This window comes from Paenibacillus sp. FSL H8-0259, from assembly GCF_037963255.1.
Taxonomy (GTDB): Bacteria; Bacillota; Bacilli; order Paenibacillales; family Paenibacillaceae; genus Paenibacillus_AQ; species Paenibacillus_AQ phytohabitans.
In genome coordinates, this window is sequence record NZ_CP150147.1 from 5,445,591 (window position 1) to 5,469,678 (window position 24,088).

Consider the following 24,088-nt stretch of genomic DNA (forward strand, 5'->3'; position numbering starts at 1 on the left):
CTCGTCCTCCTGTCAATTTTTAGGTTGTTTTTCTCTACACATTTATCTTATCATATCCTTTTCACCTTGTATAGTGAAATCTTTCACAAAGTATAAAGTTTTTTTTGATTTGTTTTCAAAGCGCTTTCATTCGATCATATTCTAGTCTATTTTCCATTTGTTGTGTGATAATTCATTTATATTTGTCCGATTTGCGAACGCCCGCCCTCTAGCCTCCCCTGCTTTTCTTGAATCCAGCTCTTCAGCCTTGTTTTTCCCCCAGAATAATGGTGCTATCTGATGTTCTTCCTAATCTTCGTCAACTCTACTCTCCTGCCGCATTCTCTTACATAGAAGTATAAATATAAATCAGAGCAAGCAAAAAGGCAGGAGACCAGGTCTCCTGCCTTAGCGTTATAAATCCTCTATCAAGCATCGTAACCACTCATTCAGCAAGTGACTATTCCACTTTGATAGTATCGAAGAATTTCTCTTGAACAGTTTTGGCGGCAGCGTCGAGCTGGGCTTTGGAATCTGTACCATCCTTAGAGAACAGCTCCTGGATTACATTGGACATGGTTGCATAGTAATCCTGAGTATTGTATTGCGCTTCAGGCTTACCATCCAGCAGCGCCATAATTTCAGGGCTGTATTGATAAACGATGTCGTACTTGTCATAGACAGCTTTGGTCTTCTTGCCGAAGTCGGAATCAGCAGCATAGTAATCAAGGAGCGGCGGGATGTAGTATTTGCCGTCCGTTTTGCGCTGGCTGATAATCGCGTCAAGAGCTTCAAGGCCTTTGTCAGAGAAGTAATCGAAAGTAATATAGCGGAAGGCCATTTCCTGCTCGTCTTTGCTGGCGTTCGGATTGATAACCAGATAGTCACCGCCGAGTACGCCGGTATGCTTGCCGCCTTTTTCAGCAGCTGGCATCGGGTAAGTAAGAACATCTTCAGGCTTGAGTCCGCCCTGGTTTAGCGCCTGCTCAATAACACCGTCAGATCCGGCCATTACCATAGCAGTACGTCCCTGCTGGAACGCGCCTACAGCATCGCCCCAGCCAAGCGCCCAGTCCTGAGGAACAGCTTTGGCTTCCCATCTCAGCTTCTTATAGAAATCCAGCGCCTTCACACCGGCATCCGAATTGAATGTAGCCACAACCTTGCCGCCTTCAATCTTCTGGATTTCACCGCCTGCTTCGAACAGGAAGTTGGTCCAGTTCCAGCCTGCTTCGTTGCCTTTACCCATTGGAGCAATACCGGAGATCCCCTTCTTGGTATCCGCTACCCCTTTGGCGGTATTCAGCATATCATCCCAGGTCCAGTCCATTGGAGGGACGGCTACACCTTTTTCATCCAGCATCTTTTTATTAATCATCGTTGTAGTGACATAACCCTTTTGCGTTACGCCATACACTTTGCCGTCAATAATGAACTGGTTCTGCAGGACAGGGTTAATCTGATCCTTGAATTCATAGTTGTTCCACAGATCCGTAACATCAGCGACCCAGCCCTTCTCGACCAGGAATTTCGCTTCAGTTGCATAGGTGTTGAAGAAGGTAGGAGCTTCATTCGCTGCCATCTTCACCCCGATTTCGCTTACATTGTACTGCCAGTCATCCTTGACAATCTCTACATTCGGATAGACCTCCTGGAACCGCTTGATCTTGTCATCCTCCTGTGCTCTTACCTCGGTAAGGTCAGGGGTAGGATAGTGAATTTTGATCGTTACTTTTCTCTGGGTGATATCATCTACCGGTGCCTCTGTCGGAGCAGCGGTCTCCTCTGCTGCATTAGTAGCTGCTGGTGCAGGCGTCGCCTCTCCTCCATTTGCCGCCGGTTTGTTCCCGTTATTATTGCCGCCGCAAGCGGACAATAACGATCCCGTCACCAGGAGACATGCTAATACGCTGGAAAATTTACGCATTGAAACTCCCCTTTTCAATTCATAATTAGCTTACAAATTCATCATAAAAGAGAAACCGTTTACAAACGAGGTGTATTTATATTCCTTTCATGTGCAGGTTTACGATCCGTATCCTCCTGCAGCATAATTTTGATCACCCTTTGACAGCCGACAGGGAAACGCCGCGCATAATGAACTTCTGGAAAACAAGGAAGACCAGGATCGGCGGTAAAGACACAAGGAACAGAATGGCAAATTTGATGTTCGTATTCAGTGCTTTTACATTAATAACGTATTTATAGATCGCTGTGGCGAGTGTGTACTTATCCTCACTGTGCATGACTAGCGAAGGCCAGAACCAGTCATTCCAGGCTGTGGAGAAGATAAAGATTGCCAGTGTCGCAAAAATCGGAATCGACAGCGGAACGGCAATGGTGAAGAAGCTTCTCGGCTCCGAGGCCCCGTCAATCCGTGCGGCTTCAAGAATCTCCGGATGAATCCCGTCGAAGAAGTTCTTAAGCAGCAGGAAGAAGAAGGTATTCGCACCAGCCGGCAGCCAGAAAGCAGCATACTGGTTCAGCAGCCCGAGTTCCTTGAGATTGACAAAGTTCGGGATCATATAGCTTGTGGCCGGAATAAACAGCGTCATCAGGAAGAAGAAATAGAAGGCCTTGCGGTAAGGCACATTCATCCGCGAGATGCTGAAGGAAGCCAGGCCCAGTACAACCAGGGTAGCTACCATGTTCCCGACAAAGATGTACAGCGTGTTCCGCAGGAACATCGGCAGATTGATATAATCCAGTGCATCCTTAAGGTTGCTGAAATGCCACTTCTGCGGGAAAAAATGCGGCGGGAATGAGTTAACCTCAACATTGGACTTAAGTCCGTTGAACATGGTCATCAAAATAGGATATAGCATGCTAAAAATCATTAACAGAATAAAAAACACCATGATTCCGTATACGATTTTGTTGCCGGTCTTCTTAAGATCATGTTCGGAGAGAATCCCTCTGTCTGCGCTCTTCATCCTAGTTGTCCTCCTTGTTAAGCTTGAACTGTAAGATGCCCAAACCGCCCAGAACAACAAACATCAGCATTCCCAGCGCAGTCGCCGTACCATAATCCAGTCTTGTAAAAGCATATTTCACAATGAGCAGCGCATAGGTCAGCGTAGCATTGTTCGGTCCTCCGTCAAGCAGGGCCATCTGCGACTGGTACCCTTGAGAGGTAGCAATGATCTGCAGAATCAGCATGAGCAGAATCAGATTGCGCAGCGACGGCAGCGTAATATGGCGGATGCGGGCCCAGACTCCGGCTCCATCAATCTCAGCGGCTTCATACCAGTCCCGGGGAATACTGAGCACCGCAGCGAGATAGATCAGCATCCCCGAGCCGAATTGCTGCCAGGTCTCCATGAAGACAAGCGAGATCATCGACCACCTGGTATCCGTCAGGAAAGCGATCTGATCTGCCCCCGTGCTGCCAATCAGGGCATTAATCGGCCCGACTGGATCATACAGCCATCTCCATAGTCCGTACAAGACAACCGCTGGCATTACATAAGGCAAATACGCCGCTACGCGTACGAATCCGCCGAATTTCCTCAGCTCGGAGATCGCAATTGCAAAAGCAATCGGTACCCAGAAGCCGATCACAAGGCAGAGCAGCATGTAATACAGGGTATTCTTCACAGCAATCAGCACATCCGGGTCCGTAAGCGCTCTGGCATAATTGTCCATGCCTACGAATGTATTTCCTTTGACGAAATCGACCGTGTAGAAGCTGTACAGGAATCCTTTGAAGATAGGCACCCACATAAACATAATAAAGATGATGATCGCGGGGACGAGGAACATAAAGCCCCAAAAATTCTTTTTCCAGCGGTTCTGTTTATACGGCTTGCTCTCGAGCTCCGCTGGCAGGTGATCATGTAACGCAGCAGACTGGTTCATTCTGGCTCCCTCATTCCTTTCGTCTTTCAGCACTTTCGCAAAGTGCTTCCTACCTTAATTGTAGAAAATGAGGGGGAGGCTGAACATGTCTATATCTATGGCAATCGTAAGCGTTCTTACTTCTTCAGTTCACTGGGGCTGATTCCGTAGTATTTTTTGAAAATCTTGCTGAAATGCTCCGGCGACTCATATCCCACCCGCTCGGCAATCTCATACCGGCGCAGATCGGTATTCAGAATCATCTCCCGGCTGTCCTCCATCCGCAGCTTGATCACATATTCCCAAAGGTTATGACCTGTATTTTTCTTAAACAGGTAACTCAGATAGTTGGGGCTGACATGGTTCTTCTTGGCAACCTCATGGATCGTTAAGCCCTTCTGGGCGTAATTCCCGTCAATATACTCCTTGGCCTTCTGCACAATCAGATTGCTGTGCGTATGCAGCTCCTCGGGTGACGGATCAGCGGCATAATTGTTCCAGTTGAAATCGCCATAGTAGAACACATAGTGGTCGGCATGCTCTTTGTTCCATAGAATAGCCTTCGAAGCCTGGCGGTTCAGCACATCCATGAAGCTAATCCCCTTCAGAATCTGGCTGATGCCGATTACAGCATTCAGATGCAGATAGCGGTGGATATTGAAATGCAGACTGCGCCCGAGCACATCAAGCCGTCCTACCTGGCCGGTGGCCGATTCCTCGTAGCTCTTCTCATCCCACTGGATAATCACTGTAATCTCCTGGTCCGGTGAATAGAAGGCTGTAGAGTTCCACTCCTGATCGAGCAGCTCCTTGGCAATATTCAGGGCGGCATAACGCAGCAGACTGCGGTCACGGGAAGTATATTTCTGCTCACGCCGTTCTTCCGGCATGGGGAGCTTGATTTTGATGACGGCAAAAAATGGTCCCTGCAGCTTCAGCTCATCCAGCTTACGCAGCTCCTCCTCCCTCCCCAGCACTGAAGCGGTTTCGGCAAGCAGCGTATTCAGCAGTTCGCTATACTCCGGTAGAGGCTCCTCCAGGCGGAAGCTTTCACTGATCCCGTCCATGTAGGTGGCCAGCTCCGGTGACGGCTTATCCATCTTGAGGACTACACTGCGCACCGAATCAAGGAATTGCTCACTGTTCAGCGGCTTGATCAGATAATCCTTGGCTCCCAGCCGGACGGCCATCTGGGCATACTGAAAGGTCTCATGCGCAGAGATGACGATCGTCTGCACCCAGGGTTTGGCCATTTTGGCATGCTGCATCAGCTCGATGCCGCTCATCGCTCCCATCTGAATATCCGTAACGAGCAGATCAATCTCTTCCATCCGGATACAATCCAGTGCCTCAAATCCGCTGTTCGCGGTATAAATATGGTCAATATCAAGGCCTGAAGCGGCCAGCAGACTGCTTAGCCCTTTACAAATAAGCGGCTCATCATCAACAACCAGTATATTGAACACCTTGATCTCTCCTCTACTCTATAGTCTCTGATTTCGGAAGCGTCACTGTCACCACGGTTCCTCCGCCGGTACGCGGTCCGTAGCTGATCCCGTAATCCTGGCCGAAATGCAGATGCACACGCTGATTGATATTGCGTATTCCATATCCGCTGGCCGGGTTGGGGCTTTCATCATTCAGTACATAGTCGATTGCCTTATAATCGACCTGCTTATAGCCGTTATCCTCAATGGTAATCAGAATCCTGTCATTCTGCAGAACGGAGGTGATGATGATTTCGCCGTCCTCATCCATATTTTTGACACCGTGAATAATGGCATTTTCGATTAACGGCTGCAGGGTGATCTTGGGAATCAGATTGCTTTTGGTTTCAGGGGCAATATTCCAGATGACGGCGAACACATAGTCATACCGGTGCTGCTGCAGCTTGATATAGGCACTGGCATGCTCCAGCTCCTCCTCAAGCGTGATCAGTTCCCGGCCCCGGCTTAAGCTGATCTTCATCAGCTTGGATAATTCCTTGATCATTTCCGCGGATTCCACATTGCCCTCCAGCGAGCTTTTCCAATAAATACTCTCCAGGGTGTTGTACAGTAAATGCGGATTGATCTGCTGATAGAGCAGCTGCAGCTGGGCTTCCTTCTGCTTGATCTCCATCTGGTATTTGTACATAATCAGGCTGTTGAGCCTGCGGGCCATATCATAGGTGGAAGCGATCAGCACACTGACCTCATCATTGCTGCCTCTCCGGGGAGTCTCGGGAACGCGGTTGCCAGGCTCATACTTGCGCACAAAAAAAGCCAGCTTCTGCAAAGGAGTCATCAGCGAACGCCAGAAGTAGGTGATAATGATCAGCCCAAACAGCGCGTAAGCAACGGTTATGTATTGAATGACACGTTTCATTTCGTTCTGCTGCTGCAGCAGCGCCTTGACCGGAACCTTATACACCAGCTTCTGCTCGAAGGCGTGATTGTTGTTGACTACATATATGAAATCATCTGTGATGATATCCTCGGTCCCCTCCGGGTCACCGGCTTCAGAACCCTCTGGAAGAGCAATAACTTCCCCCGTTGAATTCGTAGTAGAGGCAAGCACGCGGTTGTTCATATCCGTCAAATAAATTTCCCCGTCCGGCAGGGAGATGGATTTCAGCGACTCTCCGATCTTCGATTCCATCTTGGTCACCACCAGCACGCCGATTGTGCCTGCACCTCTATAGATATTATTAACTGCCCTGACATAAGTGAGGGTCTTCAGATCCTCGGCCTGCGGGCTCAGCTTCTCCGTGAACATTAGATACCCGTGGCCTTTCTGCTGCACCACCTGCTCGAACCAATAAGGCATTTCACCCTTGGAGAAAAAATAAACCCCCGCCTTCTTCACCTGCGGGAAATTGGGAGCGAAAAAGTAATAGTTGTCCGGATCATACACGTACAGCGAATAGTAAATCCCGTCGCCCCGCTCGGCTCCCTGGGAGTAGCTGCCCAGCAGCTTCTCAATGGTTTCGTACCGTTCGACGCGTTCAAGCACCGGATCATCCCCGCTCATATTCAGCTGCTGCAGGATCGGATTCTGGATGACGGTCGTCGTTATTTTGTTAACCGTATCAATGTCTCTGTTAATGATGGCGAAATTCTGCTTGTTCAGCTCCACATAGGCATTGGTCACATGGCGCTTGAGAATCTCTTCCGCCTTATAGTTGCCGTAGCTGTTCAGGATCAGGATGGGCGAGATCATAATCAGGAACAGCAGAATCAGCTGCTGCTTGACGTTCAGCTTAACGATAGGTTTAATAAGCATCGACAACATCTGGATACACCTCCAGTTTCAATAATATAACAAACCTACAAGCGCTTACATAGGTTTATTTCAAAGTTCTTTATGTTCATTTGTATGGAGTTTCAACATTATTATATTTAAACAAAAACCAGCCATAACACGAAGCTACCGTGTCAGACTGGTTTTATCACAATCATTCTCTATCGGGTTCGTTCTCAATCGTTCTCAAAAAAGCAAGCACAGCAACAATCATCTGCTCCAGCCCCCGTTGTTCAATCGGAAAATGACCGGCGCCTTCTAAACTCACATATTCTTTTCTGCTTTTGAGATTATCATAAAACGGTTTACTGAAGCGGTAAGGAGTCATAGGGTCTAATTGAGGATGAACGAGCAATACCGGGCAAACCTCAAAGTTCTCAGGTTTAATCACAGGTTTCATATTTAAGAACGTTCTTAGTAAGCGTAAGGGAATAGATGTGCCTGCCGCAAGAGGATCATTCATAATGAGTCTGGTCAGTTCAGCGTTGTTCGTAATCCATTTCATCCGGGATACTTTATTCACAGAGATCTGCAAGGAGTCTAATAGGGAAGGAAATTGATCCATACACCATCCCCCTAACCGGCTAATGAGTTTGTTAGGAGCTAACTGATCACGAACTTTTGAATCACTCGTATCTACAAATGTTGTTGCAATTAACCCTTTGACCCGTTTACTTTGTACAGCCGTGTGATAAGCTAACATGCCTCCAATACTGGAGCCCAGCAGAATGATAGGCTTGCCGTCCCGTTTCAGCTCCTGTTCGATCAATTCATTAAGGATGTCAATCCAGAGCTGATAATCCAATGATTCCGCTGAATCGGTATAGCTTAGACCATAAGGCGGCAGATCCGGCGACACTACTTCATAACCGTAGGTTTGCAGCATTCGTGCATAAGGAGCGAGCAACCTGCCATTGCCGCCAGCTCCATGAATGAAAATAATTTTCAATTGTGCATCAGGAACAGGCATACGATCCAGGTGAATATGAGCATTGTTCCAGGTCATCCACTCTTCTGTGGGTAAGTGATTTTCATTGATCTGCATGTCATCAGGGAAAAACTTTTGATATTGCTTCCAATAGGTCACCGACTGATTATAGGAAGAATCCTTATTCATAAATATGCCGTTCCTCTCTCAGGGGACCGGAATTTCTTTTTCCATAATATAATCATCCATGACGAATCCATTCCCGATATCCGCCATTTGTTCCCTTAGGGTCCGAAAGCCTTTTCTCTTATAGACTGCAATACTGGATTCATTATCACGATTGACCGTTAGCCAAATATGAGTCAGGTTTCTGTCTTGGCACAGCTTCTCCAGGAAGGCCAACGCCTGGCTGGCATAGCTGCGCCCCCTGTACTCCTTGCCTATATAAAACTTGCTCAAGAAGAGCTTTCCTTCCTCTTGTCTGGCCGAGATATAACCGGCTGTGGAGCCTTCACCGTTATGGATTAAGTAATATTCATAACCCTGATGATGGATCTGATCCGTAATCGCCGGAACCGATTGGAACTTTCCAAGCATATAATCGATCTGCTCGGCGGTAATAATCGAGACATAGTATTCGCGCCATATTTCCGCCGCCAATCGGGCAACCTCAGCGGTTTCTTCCGCTGTATGCACATGTGAAAATCTAAGCTTCATTATATGTACCTCCTTTGGGCGCGGACATAGAAGCAGACGCTCACGCTTTGGTATAACCGTTCAATTCCAGCCAGGATGCACAGGCATCGGTCCACGTCCGTGTATGCGGCTCATCGGCTCCTAAACCAATCCCGTGTATCCCATGTGAATAAATGTGAAGATCGAACGGAACACGGTGACGGCTCAGCCCTGCGGCGAACAGCAGGCTGTTCTCTACGGGAACGGAAGCGTCATCCGAGGTATGCCAGAGGAACGTTGGCGGAGTCTCTGCGCTCACCTGGAACTCACTGCTAAGCCGCAGCGGCAATTGCTCATCCGGGCTTGCTCCCAGCAGGTTCTCCTTCGAGCCCTGATGCGTTACCCCTTCGGTCATGGAAATGACCGGGTAGCATAGAATCAGCCGGTCCGGCCGGCTGGACAGCCGTTCGAGCGGCTCCGGGTGATCCGCATTCCCGAGATCATACAGCACACCGGCTGCAGAAGCGAGATGTCCACCGGCGGAGAAGCCCAGAATGGCCAGCCGGTCCGGATCAATTCCGAATTCATCCGCCCGGAAGCGGATCGTGCGCAGCGCTCTTTGCGCATCCTGCAGCGCACTCGGGTATTTATAAGGTGCAACACGGTAGCGCAGCACAAACGCTGAAATCCCGAGTGTATTCAACCATTCTGCAACCGGCCCTCCCTCGTGATCGGCACGCATCGCATAGCCGCCTCCCGGACAAATCACAACAGCGGCATTCTGCTTGCCTTCAACTAAATAAGGTGTAATCGCGGGCTGGTCCTCATCACTGGTTCCCAGCGCTCCAGGCGCACCCTCAGGCCATAGCAATAACGTTTCCATCATCATCCCTCAAGCTTTCCTTCTATAATAGAATAAGTAGTAGAGGAAATAAGTTCCTCTAGGCAATTCTATCAAGGTCTTACAGTTCATGCAATCCGGATACTACCAGATCAGCCTCCTTCAGCACTTCCCGTTTCCCGATGCCAACGACCTGTATTCCCGCAGCTTTCCCGGCGGCTACACCGGCCTCGGCATCCTCGAATACCACGCAGTCCTGCGGCTGCAGGCCCAGTTCCCGGCATGCAGTCTGAAACACTTCCGGGTCCGGCTTTGCCCTGGATACCTTATTGCCGTCAACAACGGCATCGAACAGCCCTGCAATATTCAGCTTATCCAGTATAAATACGGCATTCTTACTGGCTGAACCGAGGGCAACCCCTACACCGCGCGTTCTAAGACCGCTGAGGTATTCCTTGACACCAGGCAGCAGCTCCGATTCATCCAGTCCGGAGATGTATTCCACGTAAAGGCGGTTTTTCTTATCTGCCATGACAAGCTTCTCCGCTTCACTGAATTCCAGCCCGCCAATCTCCAGCAGGATATCCAGTGATCTCATCCGGCTTACACCCTTGAGCCGTTCATTATGCTCTTCCGTGAACTGGAATCCAAGCTCTTCTGCCAGCGAGCGCCACGCAAGATAATGATATTTGGCCGTATCTACAATTACACCGTCCAGATCAAAAATTGCACCTTTCATTTGCTCCAGCATCTGTTATATGTCCTCCTTATTGCTTCTTGTTTGCTTATACAAGCTGAGTTTAAGACTTCTGCGTAAATCCGCCCTGCATTTCAGATAATATTTGAAGTTCAGCCTCTTGCGCTTTACCCTTAGCCCGCAGCCGCAGCTGCATACCCGGACGGCACAGCTCCGGTTCGCCGCCGAAGCCGGCGAATGCTACAGCTTCGCTGTTGTCCGGCGCTGCGGTAACGGTGATCTCTTCCCGGCTGATCTGCAGCCGGAAGCTGTCTCCGCGCAGCACAACCGGCAGCTCCACTGCTTTCCACTCCTTAGGCAGCGCCGGATTCATCACAGCGGTCACGCCATCAAACTGCAGACCTGCGAAGCCGAGCACCGCTGCCATCCATGCACCGCCGTTCGCAGCCGGATGGGTTCCGCCGATATATAGATCGCCGACATACTGCTTCGATTCTCCGGTGAGATCTACAGTGGCAGTGCGCATGAAATACGGATAACCCCAGTCCGGTGAGCCGATATCTGCGGCAACAAGTGCATAGATGCACGGGCTGAGGCTTGATCCGTGCTCGGTACGCGGCTCATAGAATTCCCAGTTGGCCTGCTTCACTTCCTTGCTGAATTTGCCCTTGAACAGGTTCAGCATCAGCACGATATCAGCCTGCTTCAATATTCTTGTGGAGGTGGCCAGCCCGTTGCCTCCACCCCAGTATTCATGTTTGTTGATCACCCGTGATTTCAGCTCAGCCAGCGCAACCTCTTCCAGCTTCAGATAGCGGTCGAACTGTTCAATAACCAGAGTGTCCGGGTCCGGCTGCGGAACATAGAAATGCTCCAGCATATCTGTGAACTCAGCCAGGAACGGTCCGTCAGCAAACTGCCCTGCCAGCTCCGCATACACAGCAGGGTATTTGTCCTGCAGCAGACCCGCTGTCCGCAGTGCAATTTCCAGTGTCTCCTGCACCAGTGCATTGGTGAACGCATTATTGTTGACCCGCTCATGATATTCATCCGGTCCGGTAACATCCAGAATCTCATAACGTTTCTTCACCGGATTATAATAAGCATACGAGTACAAGAAGCGCGCACATTCCCAGATGACCTCAGCGCCGCCATCGGCAAGCATACTGTCATCTCCGGTGAACTGGATATACTGCCAGATCCCGTGCACGACATCTGCGCTGATATGCACTTGCTTATCCCGGAAATAGGTCCGCATTGGCCGTCCGGTAAACACATCATTCACATTGAACAGTGTGCAGGCATCATCTCCCGAATCCTGGCTCTCCCAGGCATAAAAAGCACCCAGATACCCATACTCAGCTGCCTTACGGCGGGCACCGTCCAGTGTATGGATGCGGTACATCATCAGATTGCGGGCAATGCCGGGATCACTATGCAGGAAGAATGGCAGCATGAACATTTCCGTATCCCAGAACACAGCCCCTTTATAGACTTGGCCGGATAGGCCGCGAGCAGGAATGGATACTTTCTCAGACAACGTTGGCGCAATAATCAGCAGCTGATAAATGCTGTACCGGAGAGCGAACTGCGCATCATCATCTCCTTCGATCACCACATCGCTGCTTAACCACCGCTCTTCCCATTTCCGGCAATGGGCTGCCAGCAGCTCTGCATAACCTGCCGCAGCCGCAGCCCTGACTGTTCGTACCGCCTGTACAGCAGGTTCCTCCTCCATGTCCAGCCCGGTGAACACGGCCACATATTTGTACCATTCATAAGTCTCTCCAGCCTTGGCGTCAAAAGAAACCGTACGGAGCGCTGCCTCTCCATGGATAAGCTGCTCTGCAAATGCGAAATCCGCCTCCTCAGCAACCGCCACCGGCAGCTGTAGTTCACCGGTAACAGCCGTTGCCAGTAGCACGCCTTCCTTCAGCTGAATCCGCTGCTCAAACAAATGGGGGCCGTTGATATCCCAGACCTCACCGTCAATCCCTGACTTAATCTCTATCCCGCAATCCACCGTACTATGAATTGTCCATTTACCGGCCAGCACATGCAGCTGATCCATGCTGACGAACCGCTCAGCTGTGAGGGTCACCTGCCCGCCGTCCCGGATACTGAACACCGTCTCCCGCCGGTGGACTGCTGTGCGGAGTTCCAGGCTCTGTATATGAGCCTGCGGCTCCGTCTGCAGAACGCTAAGCACTTTCCCGTCACAGCTGATCATAGTGAACATTCCGTTCGGGGCATTCACCGGCTCACGCCACTTATCTCCCGCTCTGTCGTATAACCCGGCCAAGGTAACAGCCGTGAGCTGCTCCTTGCCGAACTCCTCGAGCACACCCCGGAATCCCATATACCCGTTACCGGTCATATATTTATTCCCGTTGGTCGTAATCCTGCCAGGTTCGAAGCTGCTTTCGCTTACGGTCCAGTTCATTATGCCATCATCCCTTCACCGAGCGGAAGCCTCGTACCTGCAGCATCCACTAGAACCAGCTGACCATAAATAGTAACTTCAGTGCTTCCACCCTCTATGGCTCTGAAGCTGACCGAATCTTTGTTCACAATAATTCCGAGCAGCACGCCCTCATACCTCACCTGGAAGCTATAGGAGGTCCAGCGCTGCGGCAGTGTAGGCTGGAAGGACAGACGGGCACCATCAGAACGCATGCCGCCGAAGCCGTACACAATGTTCATCCAGGCTGCTGCAATCGAAGTTGTATGCAATCCTTCTCTGGTATTGCGGTTGTAGTTATCCAGATCCAGCCGGGTAGCGAACTCGAAGAAATGATAAGCTTCCTCATGTTTGCCGACTTCACTGGCCAGAATGGAATGAATGGACGGCGAGAGTGAGGATTCATGGATACATCTGGATTCGTAGTATTCATAATTCGCAAGCTTGGCTTCTCTGGAGAACTGTCCGTTATATAAGAACATGAACATCAGCACATCCGGCTGCTTGATCATGTCATAGCGGTACAGGCGGTCATACGACCAATTCGAGTAGAGCGGGAATTCGGACACCGGAATCGAGTGAATATCGATATGAGGCATATCAAAAAATCCGTCATGCTCCTCATACACCCCGCTCTCCGTATCCAGCGGAATCTTCATATGCTCGCGTTTGTTGTCCCAATCGGCCAATTCCTCTTCATGGAGCACCGTTTTGGCAACAACGGCTGCATATGCTTCAGGCGTCTTCACCTTCATCCCGGCAATGGTTTCGAGCGTGAATTCAAATAATTTCTTAGCCATCAGATTGATATAGCAGTTATTGTTGACCATCAGCTGAAATTCGTCAGGTCCCATGACGCCGAAATAACCGTATTCCCCGCTGCGCTGACCCCACTGGCCGCGGGTCGCATAGAAGCGGCTGATCTGAATCAGCATCTCGGCGCCTTTGCTGTAGAGGAATTCCCGGTCACCTGTATTCTTCACATAATGCCAGATGCCGTAGGAAACGGCAGTTCCCACATGCAGCTGAAGGTTAGAATGCTGCCACAGATCACAGCTCTCAGTCCCGTCAATCGTGGCAATGGGATAAAAAGCGCCTTCGCAATCCACATCCTTCCCGCGCTGCATGGCTTCCGGCAGTGTCTTATAGCGGAACTCCAGCAGGCTGCGGGCCGCCTTCGGATTATTGAACATATAGAACGGCAGGCAGTACGATTCCGTATCCCAGAAGGCCAGACCGCGGTATGCTTCACCCGTAAGCCCTTTGGCACCGATGTTATAGCCCGGATGATCTCCATGATAGGTCTGATACAGCTGGAAAATGCAGAACCGGATGCCCTGCTGGTTCTCGGGATCTCCTTCAATAGTGATATCGCTGGTTGCCCAGATACCGCTCCAGTAAGACGCTTGGTCAGCAAACACCTGCTGCTCTTCCAGCCCGCTTACCCCTGCTGCAAGCTCCATACCTTCAGCCCAGAGGCTATCCGCCGTACGGGAAGCTTTGTTGTCCGCTGCATTCACGACGAGCTTGGTGAAGGAAGCCGGTTCTCCTTGAGACAGTTCAAGCGAGAATTTCCGTCCGATGAACCGGTCACGCTCCACAAGCTCTGTATTTAAAGGCTGGGAGGACTGAAGCATAAACCCGGAGAACAGCTTGTTCCCGGTTGTCAGCGTACTTCCCAGAATAGCTGTAACCGCTCCTTCGTCTCCACTGCGCAGCTGCTTCCACATGCTCTGGCCGTGTTCTTCGTGGATCATGTTGAAATCAAGACCTGTACAGATATCTACACTCCCCGTGAAGTTAAGCGGCTCAAAGGTGATCTGCTGCAGACCCAGATGAGACAATGTCATACTTACCAGGCGCGTGAAGCTGATCTGCAGCTGTTTGCCGTCCGGCAGATGCCAGATGAATTCCCTCCGGTATGTCCCGGTACAGAAATCCAGTCTGCGGGAGTAATTCGTAACCTTGCTATGGGCCAGATCGAGCTGTGAGCCATTAACGGATATCCGGGTATACAGCCAGTCCACCGCATTTACCATATAACGTAATGACCGGATAATACCCTTATAATGGTTGCCGACATCCATCTGCTCGTTTAGCCCATTCAAGTAACTGCCAGGCAGTGAATCTCCGCTGTACCCTTCTTCGGCATACCCCCGCACGCCCATATACTCATTGCCCAGTGAAAAAATGGATTCCGAGGTCCGGTTACGCTCCGGATCAAAGCCCTCTTCTATAATCGCCCACGGATCGACCTTCAGATATTTGTCCGCCACTTTTGCCATATTTGATTTCTCCTTCTCTAGGGGAATGTTCCGACCTTCCCGCAGTTGTCCACGGAGGTACGGACGCTCAGTTCCAGAGTATCTCTAAGCACCTTCAGGACCAAGGTCTGCTTATAACGGAGTTATGTGCATTTTTACGGAAATGGGGAAATCCTGCAGTGTGGGGTATAATATTTAAGACAATTCAGTGCTTTTTCCCGCAAAAACAAAAAAAGCCGCAAGCTCCCAGGATCTTTCCAGATTAGGAGGCAGCTGCTATAATATCCTGTAAGCCAGGTTTTGGACCCCCTTTTGGCGCGAAAACATATCATATCTCACATAAATGAAGTGAAAATTATCACAATGTAAAAAATTCGACACTTTTTCGCGAAAATTTTTACCCATAAAGAGGAATTTACATGTATAATTAATTTAAAATTTACTGAAAAACTGAGGGAATAAAGGGGATGTCGATTATGATAAAGGAACATTATAATGTTATCGAAGCCCGCGGCAATACAAACTGTTTCTCCGAACAGAATTTTAACCGGCTATTGGTCACAATGAAGGAGCGCATGGTCCCTGAAGGCTCTCACCTATTCTGGGAAGGCGACTATTCGGATAAATTGTTTTATATCAAACGTGGACGTGTGAAACTAACCAAATCAACTGACGAAGGCAAGGAACTAATCCTGTATATGTATCAGGCCGGTGACATGGTTGGTCAGGCAGACCCTTTCTTCAGCACGAAGCATAGCTTCACTGCCGAAGTAATTGAAGAAAGTGAAGTCGGCGTCATCGAGCAGAAGGATCTAGAGATTCTGATCTGCCAGCACTGTGATTTCGCGATTGACTTCATGAAATGGATGGGGATTCATCACCGTCTCACGCAGACGAAATTCCGCGACCTGATGATGTACGGCAAACCGGGTGCACTCTGCTCTACGCTGATCCGTCTGGGCAACACCTATGGAGAGAAGACCGGCGACAGCATTCTGATCAATAAAAAAATTACGCATACTGATCTGTCCAACATGATTGGCGCTACCCGCGAAAGTGTTAACCGTATGCTGAGCGATCTGCGTAAAAAAGACGCTGTAGAGTATGAGAACGGCATGATTGTCATCAAGGATCTGTCGATGCTTCAGGACATCTGCCACTGTGAATTATGCCCTAATGAAATTTGCCGGATTTAATTCCTAATAATAATACCCTCTATTCACCTCAATGAAACATATATGACCCAATAAATTAATAGAGTGGTCGAAGGCGCCCTGTCCGGCGTCTTTTTTTCTTGTCTGCTGAAGTGATTCCCGCGCTGCCAGCAATTCTACAAGGTCTTTATTTCCCAAAAATCATAGTATTCCGTCCTCATAGTCAGCTCATCCCCGCTAAGCCACTTCGCTGCCAGTACAGCTCCCGGTGAGGCCGAATCCAGCGTGATCCGGGCTAATTCCACCCATTCCATCCCGCTCGAATCCTGTTCTGCAAAAGCTGAAATAGCTGCTGGCTCCTGCTCCCCGTCCAATTCAACCTGGTACAACGCTGCCAGATGATGCATATGCGTGAAGTCATCCTCCTGATAACGGACAAAAAAATCGAATATGCCCAGGTTTCGTTCTGCATTGACTGCAAATCCGGTCTCTTCCATGAATTCTCTGACCAGGCCGTCAAGCAGCGATTCGTTCTCTTCGAGTCTTCCGCCAGGCAGATCGTACCTTCCGGTGTATGGCCCTCTTCCCTTATGAATTACAAGCAGCTTGCCGTCACGCTGGCAAATTCCATATACCCCAAAATGGTTAAAGCTCTTCATGACTGTCCACTCCCTGATTCGAGTCCTAAACAGCTTACCACAGATAGATTCTCCTTTCAGTGACAAAAAAGCCCCGCAGTAATTAAACTGCGGGGCTTCTAAATTAACTTATTTTCTTAGTCTGCATGGCAGTTGATACTTTACGGGGACTACGCACAGGTGAGATCAGCCAGTATGCCATGCCGACGAATACACCGCCGCCGATGATATTGCCTAGCGTAACCGGAATCATGTTATGCAGCCAGCCGGCAATGCTCACGGTCTCGGGATGATTCGGCAACAGTACTGCCACGCTGAGCAGCGTCATGTTCGCTACACTGTGTTCGTAGCCGCTTGCGATGAAGGCGAACAGGCACCACCAGATCAGCACCAGCTTCGCCGCTTCACTCTTGGCGCGGGAGGACATCCACAACGCCAGGCAGACCAGCCAGTTACAGAGAATACCGCGGAAGAACAGCTCCGAGAACGGCAGGCTCATCTTCTTGGCTGCTGCCGCGAAGATCAGATGCTCGGCAGGCGCCGCCTTAAAGAGACCCGATCCCTGAATCAGCAGGGCAAGAACCACTGCACCGGCTACATTGCCGAGGAATACCAGGACCCAGTTCTTCACGGTATCCCAGACCGTAGTTCTCCCGGCAAGCGTGCTTACCGTGAAGAACATATTATTTCCTGTGAACAGCTCCGAGCCAGCGAATACAACCAGGGTCAAGGCAATCCCGAAGGATGCGCCCATAATCAGCGGCTGGAACGGTGACTTGATCGCTGCCAGCGGAGCCCCCAGCGAGAAGATCAGAATAATACCAATACCTACATAAGCTCCTGCCAGGAGTGCCGCCAAGAAATATTTGGGCAGGCTCTCATTCATCTTGTCGCGTTTGCCTACGGCTGTCTCAACGATATTCTCTACGCTCTGCGTAAACATATCTACACCTGCTCTTCTTTTTTATTTATAGCCTTGCCACTGCCGCAGGCAGACTAACCTTGACGACTCCGTCCTCCACAACAACCGGATGGACTACTGCCTGACCGCGGTCCGGAGCCTGAACTTCTCCGGTCCGCAGATCGATTTTCCAGTCATGAAGCGGGTCATACAGATAATAGCCGGATACAATCCCCTCAGCGAGCGGACCGCCCTTCGGGTGGGGACTGTGGTTCTCCACGGCATAGAAAGTGCCATCCGATGTGCGGAATATTGCTAACTCCACCTCTCCTACATTTACTACCCGGCCAATCTGCAGCATGAAATCGTCTGCGGTTCCTACTGCATACTCTCGATTACTGAGTTCCATAATTTTCTCTCCCTCTCCCTTCAGGCTAGACCCGTGTCTGTTCGAACAGTGCTGTGCGGGTACCGTTGTCATCCAGCATCTTTTTCCATGGATCGCTGACTTGTGCCAGGGCGAAGTCAATACGTGCAGCGAGTTCTTTCCGGTTGTCATCACTGCCCAGAATAACGGTCTGGATATGCTCAAGGCCCATCCGTTCTACCCATTCTGAAGTTCTCTCCAGGTAATTGCCGGTTTCACGGTAATACTGCATTACGGCGGAGCAGACCTCGACCAGCTCTTCATCGGTTCTTACCTTGCAGAAGGCATCAGCGATCCGTGGCTTAATGCCGCCGTTTCCGCCGATAAATACTTCCCAGCCGCCGTCATTGCCGACAATGCCGATATCCTTCGTGCAGGATTCTGCACAGTTACGCGGACAGCCGTTAACCGCCATTTTGAACTTGGCCGGCATATCCAGGCGCTCATACTTGCGCTCAAGCATAGCTCCCATGCCCATGGAATCCTGTGTGCCAAAACGGCAGAACTGCGAACCTACACAGGTCTTCACAGTGCGCAGGGATTTCGCATAGCCATAGCCGGACGGCATATCCAGCTCCTCCCACACCTTCGGTACATCCTCTTTTTTGACACCGATCAGATCCAGACGTTGCCCGCCGGTCACCTTCACAACCTTCACATCATATTTCAGGGAAACATCGGCAATCCGTTTCAAATCCTCGGGAGTGGTAACCCCTCCGTACATCCGCGGAATAACCGTATAAGTTCCATCCTTCTGAATATTGGCGCTCATCCGTTCATTAACGAAGCGCGATTCCTTCTCGTCCTCATGGGTGTCCGGATAGATCATACCCAGATAATAGTTCACAGCAGGACGGCATTTAGAACAGCCTTCCGGCTGCTTCCAGTCCAGCACATGCATAACTTCTTTGGTGGTTTTGAGCCCTTTAGCCGTAATTTCGGCTACAATCTCATCCCGGCTAAGCGGGGTGCAGCTGCAGATCCCCTGCTTGGCGCTTTGCTGGAAGCTGTCTCCTAATACGAACTGCAGAATCTGCTCAACAACTGGCTTACAGCCGCCGCAGGAACGGGTAGCTCCGGTGCAGGCTTTGATTTCATCCACTGTAGTGAAGCCATTCTCCGTAACGGCATCAACAATCGCCTTTTTAGTAACCCCGTTGCAGCCGCAGACAATCTCTTCATCGGCCATTGCTTCAACGGATAGACCTTTCTTGGCTCCGCCTCCGCCGCAGCAGCCTGTGCCCATGACCTCTCCATAGATCTCATCGGTCATTTCTGTTCCCTGCTTCACCAGCTTCTGCAGGCTCGCTGATTCCGTTACATCACCGAACAGAACCGCACCGACAATAATATTGTTTTTGAGCAGAATCTTCTTATAGGTTCTCTTCCACTCATCCTTGGCGGATATGACGGTATGCTCCGCTGTTTCGGTGAACTCTCCGGCCGAGAAAACATCAACACCGGAAATCTTGAGTTTCGTCGCGACAACCGAACCTTCGTATCCCGGAGTCTGCACACCAGACAAATGCTTGGCCAGTACCATCCCCTGCTCGAAAAGCGGCGCTACCAGACCATAGCAGGTCCCCCGGTGCTCTGTACATTCACCGACAGAATACACGTTAGCCATGGAGGTCTGCAGATAGTCATTAACGACAATCCCGCGGTTAACCTCGATGCCGCTATCCTTGGCAAGCTGAACATTAGGTTTAATTCCGACTGCCATTACCACAAATTCTGCGGGCAACTCACTGCCGTCACTGAAGCGCAGCCCGGTAACCCGCTCTTCTCCAGTCAATTCGACCGTCTGCTTGCCCATGGCGAATTTCACACCTTGACGCGCAAGCTCCGCCTGCAGCATGGAAGATGCCGTACGGTCCAGCTGCCGTTCCATCAGATCCTCAAGCAGATGTACAACGGTAACGTCCATCCCCAGATTCACGAGGCCTTTGGCTGCTTCAAGACCAAGCAGACCGCCGCCGATAACAGCCGCCGTGCGGTACTGCTTCGCTGCAGCCAGCATGGCATCGCAATCTGCGATATCACGGAAGCCGACTACCCCGTCCTTTGTACTGCCCGGAACAGGTAATATAAACGAATTAGAACCTGTAGCAATGATAATCTTGTCGTAATGAACCGCCTGTCCGTTATCTGTAATCACTTGCCTGGTTTGTTCATCAATCCGGATGACAGTCGTTCCAGTATGCAGGGTAATATGGTTATCCTCATACCACTGACGGTCATTCAGGATAATATCTTCAATGGTTTTACTGCCTTCAAGAACATAGGACAGCATAATCCGGTTGTAATTGGGATGCGGTTCACTGCCGAAAATCGTGATATCATAAGCGCCGCCCAGCTTTAAAATCTGTTCAATAGTGCCTACACCCGCCATGCCATTGCCAATCAGCACTAACTTTTCTCTGTTCGCTGTCACTGGTAGGACCCTCCTTCAAAACTCAGATTTCTTCATAAACTTGCTGTATAGTGAAATTATACTGTCCAAAATTCCCCGGCATTTGTGATTCCAGTCACATTAAATGTGAAACATTTCACATAAAGTAAAAGACACAAAAAAAAGACCCCGCGCACTCGGCACAGAAATCCTTGTATCTGATAAAACGGATTCCGCTATCGTAATTACCTCAGAACCAGTGATATCTCCAGCTTGTCCTGCGGTCTGAGCTTCATATCCACCCCATTGCCCAGCAGCGCTTTGTCATTAACCTTCAGTTTCCACTCCTCACTGCTGAGTGGCGTGTAATCCATTACGGTAAGAATCGTCTTGTTATTTTCTGCCAGCTTAATCATCCCGCTGTTCTTCATAAGTCCCTTCACTGACAAATCTTCCGTAAAGGACAGCACATGCGAATGCGTCAGCTCAGGCTGTTCACTCCCGCCGTTCACCGTAAGGATAACCGGTTGAAATAACGCCCCGGCTGCGGCCGGCTGTGCAGAGAAGAGAATCGCCGCTCCAGCCTCGATTTTACTGTTCAAATCCGTAAGCTTCTTGCTGTTCACCTGTACTTCCCACATCATATCCTGACTAAGCGCAACTCTATTGACCTCAAGAATACTATAGCCGTCTGCAGCAAAAGTAACGATCCCGCTCTTTCTCAGCAGTTCTATGATGGAATTACCTTCTTTATAAGCTTCGTTAAGCAGTCTGCCGGAGGTTCCTGCCATTTCACGTTCACCCACCAGAATTGAAAAAGATAGTCCTGTGCTTCCGCTTCCGGCGCTGCCGCCGGTGTTTCCCGGTCCCAGAACCGAGCTGCAGCCGCTGGCTGTGATTATAAAAACAAGGCACAGCAGTAAGCGCCCCATCCATTTCGTGGACATTCCACGGCACCGCCTTCTTATGTAATATCCCTGACTCTTTAAGGATACCGCATAGAAGACCTGTTCTCAAATTATTTCTGTTCTGAACCTTACGTTCTATATAACAAAAAAGTCCCCGGAGGGACTTTCCGTAGCAATACATTTTATTGATAACGCAGGAACAGGTTATTGTTCTCCAGATGCACATGCTCGAAGGTCATACCTTCCAGCTCCTCAAGGCGTGCATAGGTCAGGCGGTAAGTCGTGCAGGCATGCGCAGGCGGTGTGTAATCATTGGTTACCCGGCGGAGCTCGCGGAGGATCTCACCGGCACCATCGTGCTCGGCTTCCAGATTATGCAGCAGGCCGCGCAGCTCCGATAGGCCTTCTTCAGTCGGGTTCTGTGTGTAGGCCAGCATTTTAGGGAATTCGCTCTCTTCTTCCTTCGCCGTATGCTGAATCAGATCTTCGCGCAAAAGATTAAACAGGCGGTGCATCTCGCCCAGATGCGGAGAATCCTCGCCATGCACGCGGAAGACTTTGGTTACATTCTGGCTGATTAGCGGAAGCTCTTCACGCAGGTAGCGGTGATGCTTGTTCACAATATAATTCACCAGCTCTTCAGAGGAGGCCTCGTTCCAGGCTGTATCCTCTTCCAGTACCGGATGCTCTTCCTGCAGCTTGTTCAGATCCTGAATCATCGCTTCCGGATCAAGCCCTTTCTCGGCAGCAGCTTCAGCCAGCGGCTTCGCGCCTCCACAGCAGAAATCAATGCGCTTAGCCTTGAAATAATCCGCAGCCTTAGGGAACTGCAGGACGATGTCTCTGACCATTGCTTCAGAGGTGAAACCTGATTGAATTGTTATATCGTTTAATTGATTGGACGCCATTGTGGCCCCTCCTCATGTTATGGGTATAGGTTTTTAGTTGCTGATCACCTTTACACCTTAACACCGGCAGGAGGATGGACTAGTGATTGTACGCACTGGATATATAAAATTTTATTGAACGGAATGATTATAAAAAAATCCACCATGTATAATATAGTAGACATAATGTTAAATATATATTACAATCTACGCGAGGTGAGGGAATGGGGAAAAACCTGAGGCTTAAGGCCTCAAGAGCGGCAAAAGACATGTCGCAGAAGCAGCTGGCGGATGCTGTGGGAGTCACCAGACAGACGATTATTGCAATTGAGAACGGTGACTACAATCCCACAATCAGGTTATGTATTGATATTTGCCTAACACTGGGTAAGACGCTGGATCAACTTTTTTGGGAGGGAACTGAGTATGAGCAAAGCTAACCTGGACGAAAGACAACTGTTGAAGCGGAACAAAGCGGGGAATCAGTCATTTATGTTACTGGCCTTCCTGCTGTTGGCGGATATGGGCCTGCATAATTACGGAATACAGTGGCTCAAGTATCCATTGAGTAATTATGTTATTTTTATGATTGGTGTCGGCTCCTATCTGGTACGTCTGATCTGGAACGGTTCCTATATAGGACCTGGACGGGAGGGCCTGACAGCTAATAGCAGAAGCGCAGCCGTTATCCTTCTATCAATTCTGATTGCAGTATGCATCATTATTGCCGCGCGCATGAGTCCATCCCCGATAATACCAGACGGTAGTGCAAGCGGAAACGCAATTCTGATTATATCTGCAGCAGTTGGAGTGGTGATCTTAAGTTTGGTTCTTTGGATTAGAAGAAGGAATAACCGGGATGAGGCGTAAAAAGTACCTGGCGGATTCCTAATGATACTCAATCATTCCCAAAGTGCTGCCGCATCAAGGAGCTCAACAAATTATTCAGCAGCACTTTCCTTCTTGTTTTTCTTCTAAAATCATTCTCAAAGCCACCCTTTAACCCTTCAATGTATGCATAGTATGATTTATTGAACAGTCGCCTGCATATATGTCCGCTTGCCTTGCGCATCCTTCAAATAGGGTCCAAGACCGGCAAACCGCGAATGATCCACATACACTCCAGTCATCCACCTGCCTTCGGTCAGACCTCCATTCCACTGCAGCACCAGATCCGGGGCAGAGATCCATTCCTGATAGACTCTGATATTCTTATCCTTATATTCTTTGGCTTGTTTATTCATTTCCATTAACGGGGTCTGTGTCATATAGGTAGGTACGAAATATACAGAAATAAGCTCCAAATCATCTTCGCTGAGAAAAGCATCTTCACCTAAGTAAGGCTGGAGCAGCAGCGTATTCTCATACATCGACCAGATTACCGCCTGCAGCACCATACTCTGACTAATGCCGTTATGAAAGGTGAAGCGGCGCGGCGGGCCGGAGGTATCGCTATCCGCAACTGTCACAGGCTCCAGACAATGCCGTTCACAACCGATGCATTTCCAGCCGGAGGGGCTTTGAATCCACTTCTGAAACACACTGCCGCTATCATTGTCCCCTTTGTATAGAGAGGATATGATCTCATAAGGCACGCCAATCCAGGCATCCCATAATGAAGCGGGAAGATGGCTATGAAGCATATACAACACCTTGTCATAAATCAGCTGCACTCTAATTGACGCAGTCTCCAGTTCAGCGACATCCTTTTTTCCATAGGCTATTTCGCGGGAAAACAAGGTGATGGTCATGATCCTCGCCTCCTAAAAGTTTTGTGAGCGTTACTTCATAAGAGTCCACTACGGCAAAACTTGCAT

The 24,088-nt window shown here is 49.7% G+C and carries 21 protein-coding genes; 3 read left to right on the forward strand and 18 right to left on the reverse strand.

The annotated features are described in order from the left end of the window. Positions 1-439 precede the first annotated feature (439 nt). From NSU01_RS23670 to NSU01_RS23720, 11 genes are all read right to left on the reverse strand, one after another. Positions 440-1,906: an extracellular solute-binding protein gene (locus NSU01_RS23670; RefSeq protein WP_042138762.1), complete on the reverse strand. Its 1,467-nt coding sequence runs from the start codon at positions 1,904-1,906 to the stop codon at positions 440-442. Positions 1,907-2,039: 133 nt separating this feature from the next. Beyond that, positions 2,040-2,912 (reverse strand): carbohydrate ABC transporter permease, encoded by an 873-nt coding sequence (locus NSU01_RS23675; protein WP_076245644.1) that lies wholly within the window; start codon positions 2,910-2,912, stop codon positions 2,040-2,042. A 1-nt stretch (position 2,913) separates the two neighbouring features. After that, positions 2,914-3,837, reverse strand: coding sequence for a sugar ABC transporter permease (locus NSU01_RS23680; RefSeq protein WP_042141372.1), 924 nt, complete (start codon positions 3,835-3,837; stop codon positions 2,914-2,916). A gap of 116 nt (positions 3,838-3,953) precedes the next feature. Beyond that, on the reverse strand, positions 3,954-5,282 hold the full coding sequence (locus NSU01_RS23685; protein ID WP_042138764.1) for a response regulator: 1,329 nt from the start codon (positions 5,280-5,282) through the stop codon (positions 3,954-3,956). Between the two features lie 13 nt (positions 5,283-5,295). Beyond that, entirely contained in the window at positions 5,296-7,089 is a 1,794-nt protein-coding gene (locus tag NSU01_RS23690) for a sensor histidine kinase (protein ID WP_076245646.1), read from the reverse strand. Positions 7,090-7,252: 163 nt separating this feature from the next. Beyond that, a complete protein-coding gene (locus NSU01_RS23695) occupies positions 7,253-8,215 on the reverse strand; it encodes an alpha/beta hydrolase (protein WP_076245649.1) in 963 nt (320 codons plus the stop codon). Between the two features lie 18 nt (positions 8,216-8,233). Beyond that, positions 8,234-8,743, reverse strand: coding sequence for a GNAT family N-acetyltransferase (locus NSU01_RS23700; RefSeq protein ID WP_042138767.1), 510 nt, complete (start codon positions 8,741-8,743; stop codon positions 8,234-8,236). A gap of 40 nt (positions 8,744-8,783) precedes the next feature. Continuing rightward, entirely contained in the window at positions 8,784-9,584 is an 801-nt protein-coding gene (locus tag NSU01_RS23705; protein WP_042141373.1) for an alpha/beta hydrolase, read from the reverse strand. Between the two features lie 79 nt (positions 9,585-9,663). Beyond that, the gene (pgmB, locus tag NSU01_RS23710) at positions 9,664-10,293 is read right to left on the reverse strand and encodes a beta-phosphoglucomutase (RefSeq protein WP_042138768.1); all 630 of its coding nucleotides are present in this window, start codon (positions 10,291-10,293) and stop codon (positions 9,664-9,666) included. Positions 10,294-10,342: 49 nt separating this feature from the next. After that, positions 10,343-12,682, reverse strand: a complete 2,340-nt coding sequence (locus NSU01_RS23715; RefSeq protein ID WP_076245651.1) for a glycosyl hydrolase family 65 protein — start codon at positions 12,680-12,682, stop codon at positions 10,343-10,345. After that, on the reverse strand, positions 12,682-14,985 hold the full coding sequence (locus tag NSU01_RS23720) for a glycosyl hydrolase family 65 protein (protein WP_076245653.1): 2,304 nt from the start codon (positions 14,983-14,985) through the stop codon (positions 12,682-12,684). The genes NSU01_RS23715 and NSU01_RS23720 overlap by 1 nt, the downstream gene beginning before the upstream one ends. Before the next feature lie 458 nt (positions 14,986-15,443). On the opposite strand from NSU01_RS23720, the gene NSU01_RS23725 reads away from it, so the two are divergent. Then, entirely contained in the window at positions 15,444-16,160 is a 717-nt protein-coding gene (locus NSU01_RS23725; protein ID WP_039295531.1) for a Crp/Fnr family transcriptional regulator, read from the forward strand. Positions 16,161-16,294: 134 nt separating this feature from the next. Here the strand turns inward: NSU01_RS23725 and NSU01_RS23730 are convergent, their stop codons facing one another. From NSU01_RS23730 to ric, 6 genes are all read right to left on the reverse strand, one after another. Beyond that, on the reverse strand, positions 16,295-16,777 hold the full coding sequence (locus NSU01_RS23730) for an NUDIX hydrolase (protein ID WP_076245656.1): 483 nt from the start codon (positions 16,775-16,777) through the stop codon (positions 16,295-16,297). A gap of 103 nt (positions 16,778-16,880) precedes the next feature. After that, positions 16,881-17,699, reverse strand: a complete 819-nt coding sequence (locus NSU01_RS23735; protein WP_039295420.1) for a formate/nitrite transporter family protein — start codon at positions 17,697-17,699, stop codon at positions 16,881-16,883. A 25-nt stretch (positions 17,700-17,724) separates the two neighbouring features. Continuing rightward, positions 17,725-18,066 carry a nitrite reductase small subunit NirD gene (nirD, locus tag NSU01_RS23740; RefSeq protein WP_076245659.1) on the reverse strand — a complete coding sequence of 114 codons (342 nt, stop codon included), beginning with the start codon at positions 18,064-18,066 and terminating at the stop codon, positions 17,725-17,727. Positions 18,067-18,091: 25 nt separating this feature from the next. Continuing rightward, a complete protein-coding gene (gene nirB / locus NSU01_RS23745) occupies positions 18,092-20,518 on the reverse strand; it encodes a nitrite reductase large subunit NirB (protein ID WP_076245662.1) in 2,427 nt (808 codons plus the stop codon). 203 nt (positions 20,519-20,721) lie between these two features. Further along, complete coding sequence (locus NSU01_RS23750; RefSeq protein ID WP_076245664.1) at positions 20,722-21,423, reverse strand: hypothetical protein; 702 nt, start codon at positions 21,421-21,423, stop codon at positions 20,722-20,724. Positions 21,424-21,566: 143 nt separating this feature from the next. After that, positions 21,567-22,262, reverse strand: coding sequence for an iron-sulfur cluster repair di-iron protein (gene ric, locus NSU01_RS23755; RefSeq protein ID WP_076245811.1), 696 nt, complete (start codon positions 22,260-22,262; stop codon positions 21,567-21,569). 233 nt (positions 22,263-22,495) lie between these two features. Between ric and NSU01_RS23760 the strand changes: the two genes are divergently transcribed. Beyond that, entirely contained in the window at positions 22,496-22,711 is a 216-nt protein-coding gene (locus tag NSU01_RS23760) for a helix-turn-helix transcriptional regulator (RefSeq protein ID WP_042138773.1), read from the forward strand. Then, the gene (locus NSU01_RS23765; protein WP_076245665.1) at positions 22,698-23,141 is read left to right on the forward strand and encodes a hypothetical protein; all 444 of its coding nucleotides are present in this window, start codon (positions 22,698-22,700) and stop codon (positions 23,139-23,141) included. The genes NSU01_RS23760 and NSU01_RS23765 overlap by 14 nt, the downstream gene beginning before the upstream one ends. A 158-nt stretch (positions 23,142-23,299) precedes the next feature. On the opposite strand, the gene NSU01_RS23770 is transcribed toward NSU01_RS23765, so the two are convergent. Next, the gene (locus tag NSU01_RS23770; protein WP_076245668.1) at positions 23,300-24,022 is read right to left on the reverse strand and encodes a hypothetical protein; all 723 of its coding nucleotides are present in this window, start codon (positions 24,020-24,022) and stop codon (positions 23,300-23,302) included. Positions 24,023-24,088: the final 66 nt, after the last annotated feature.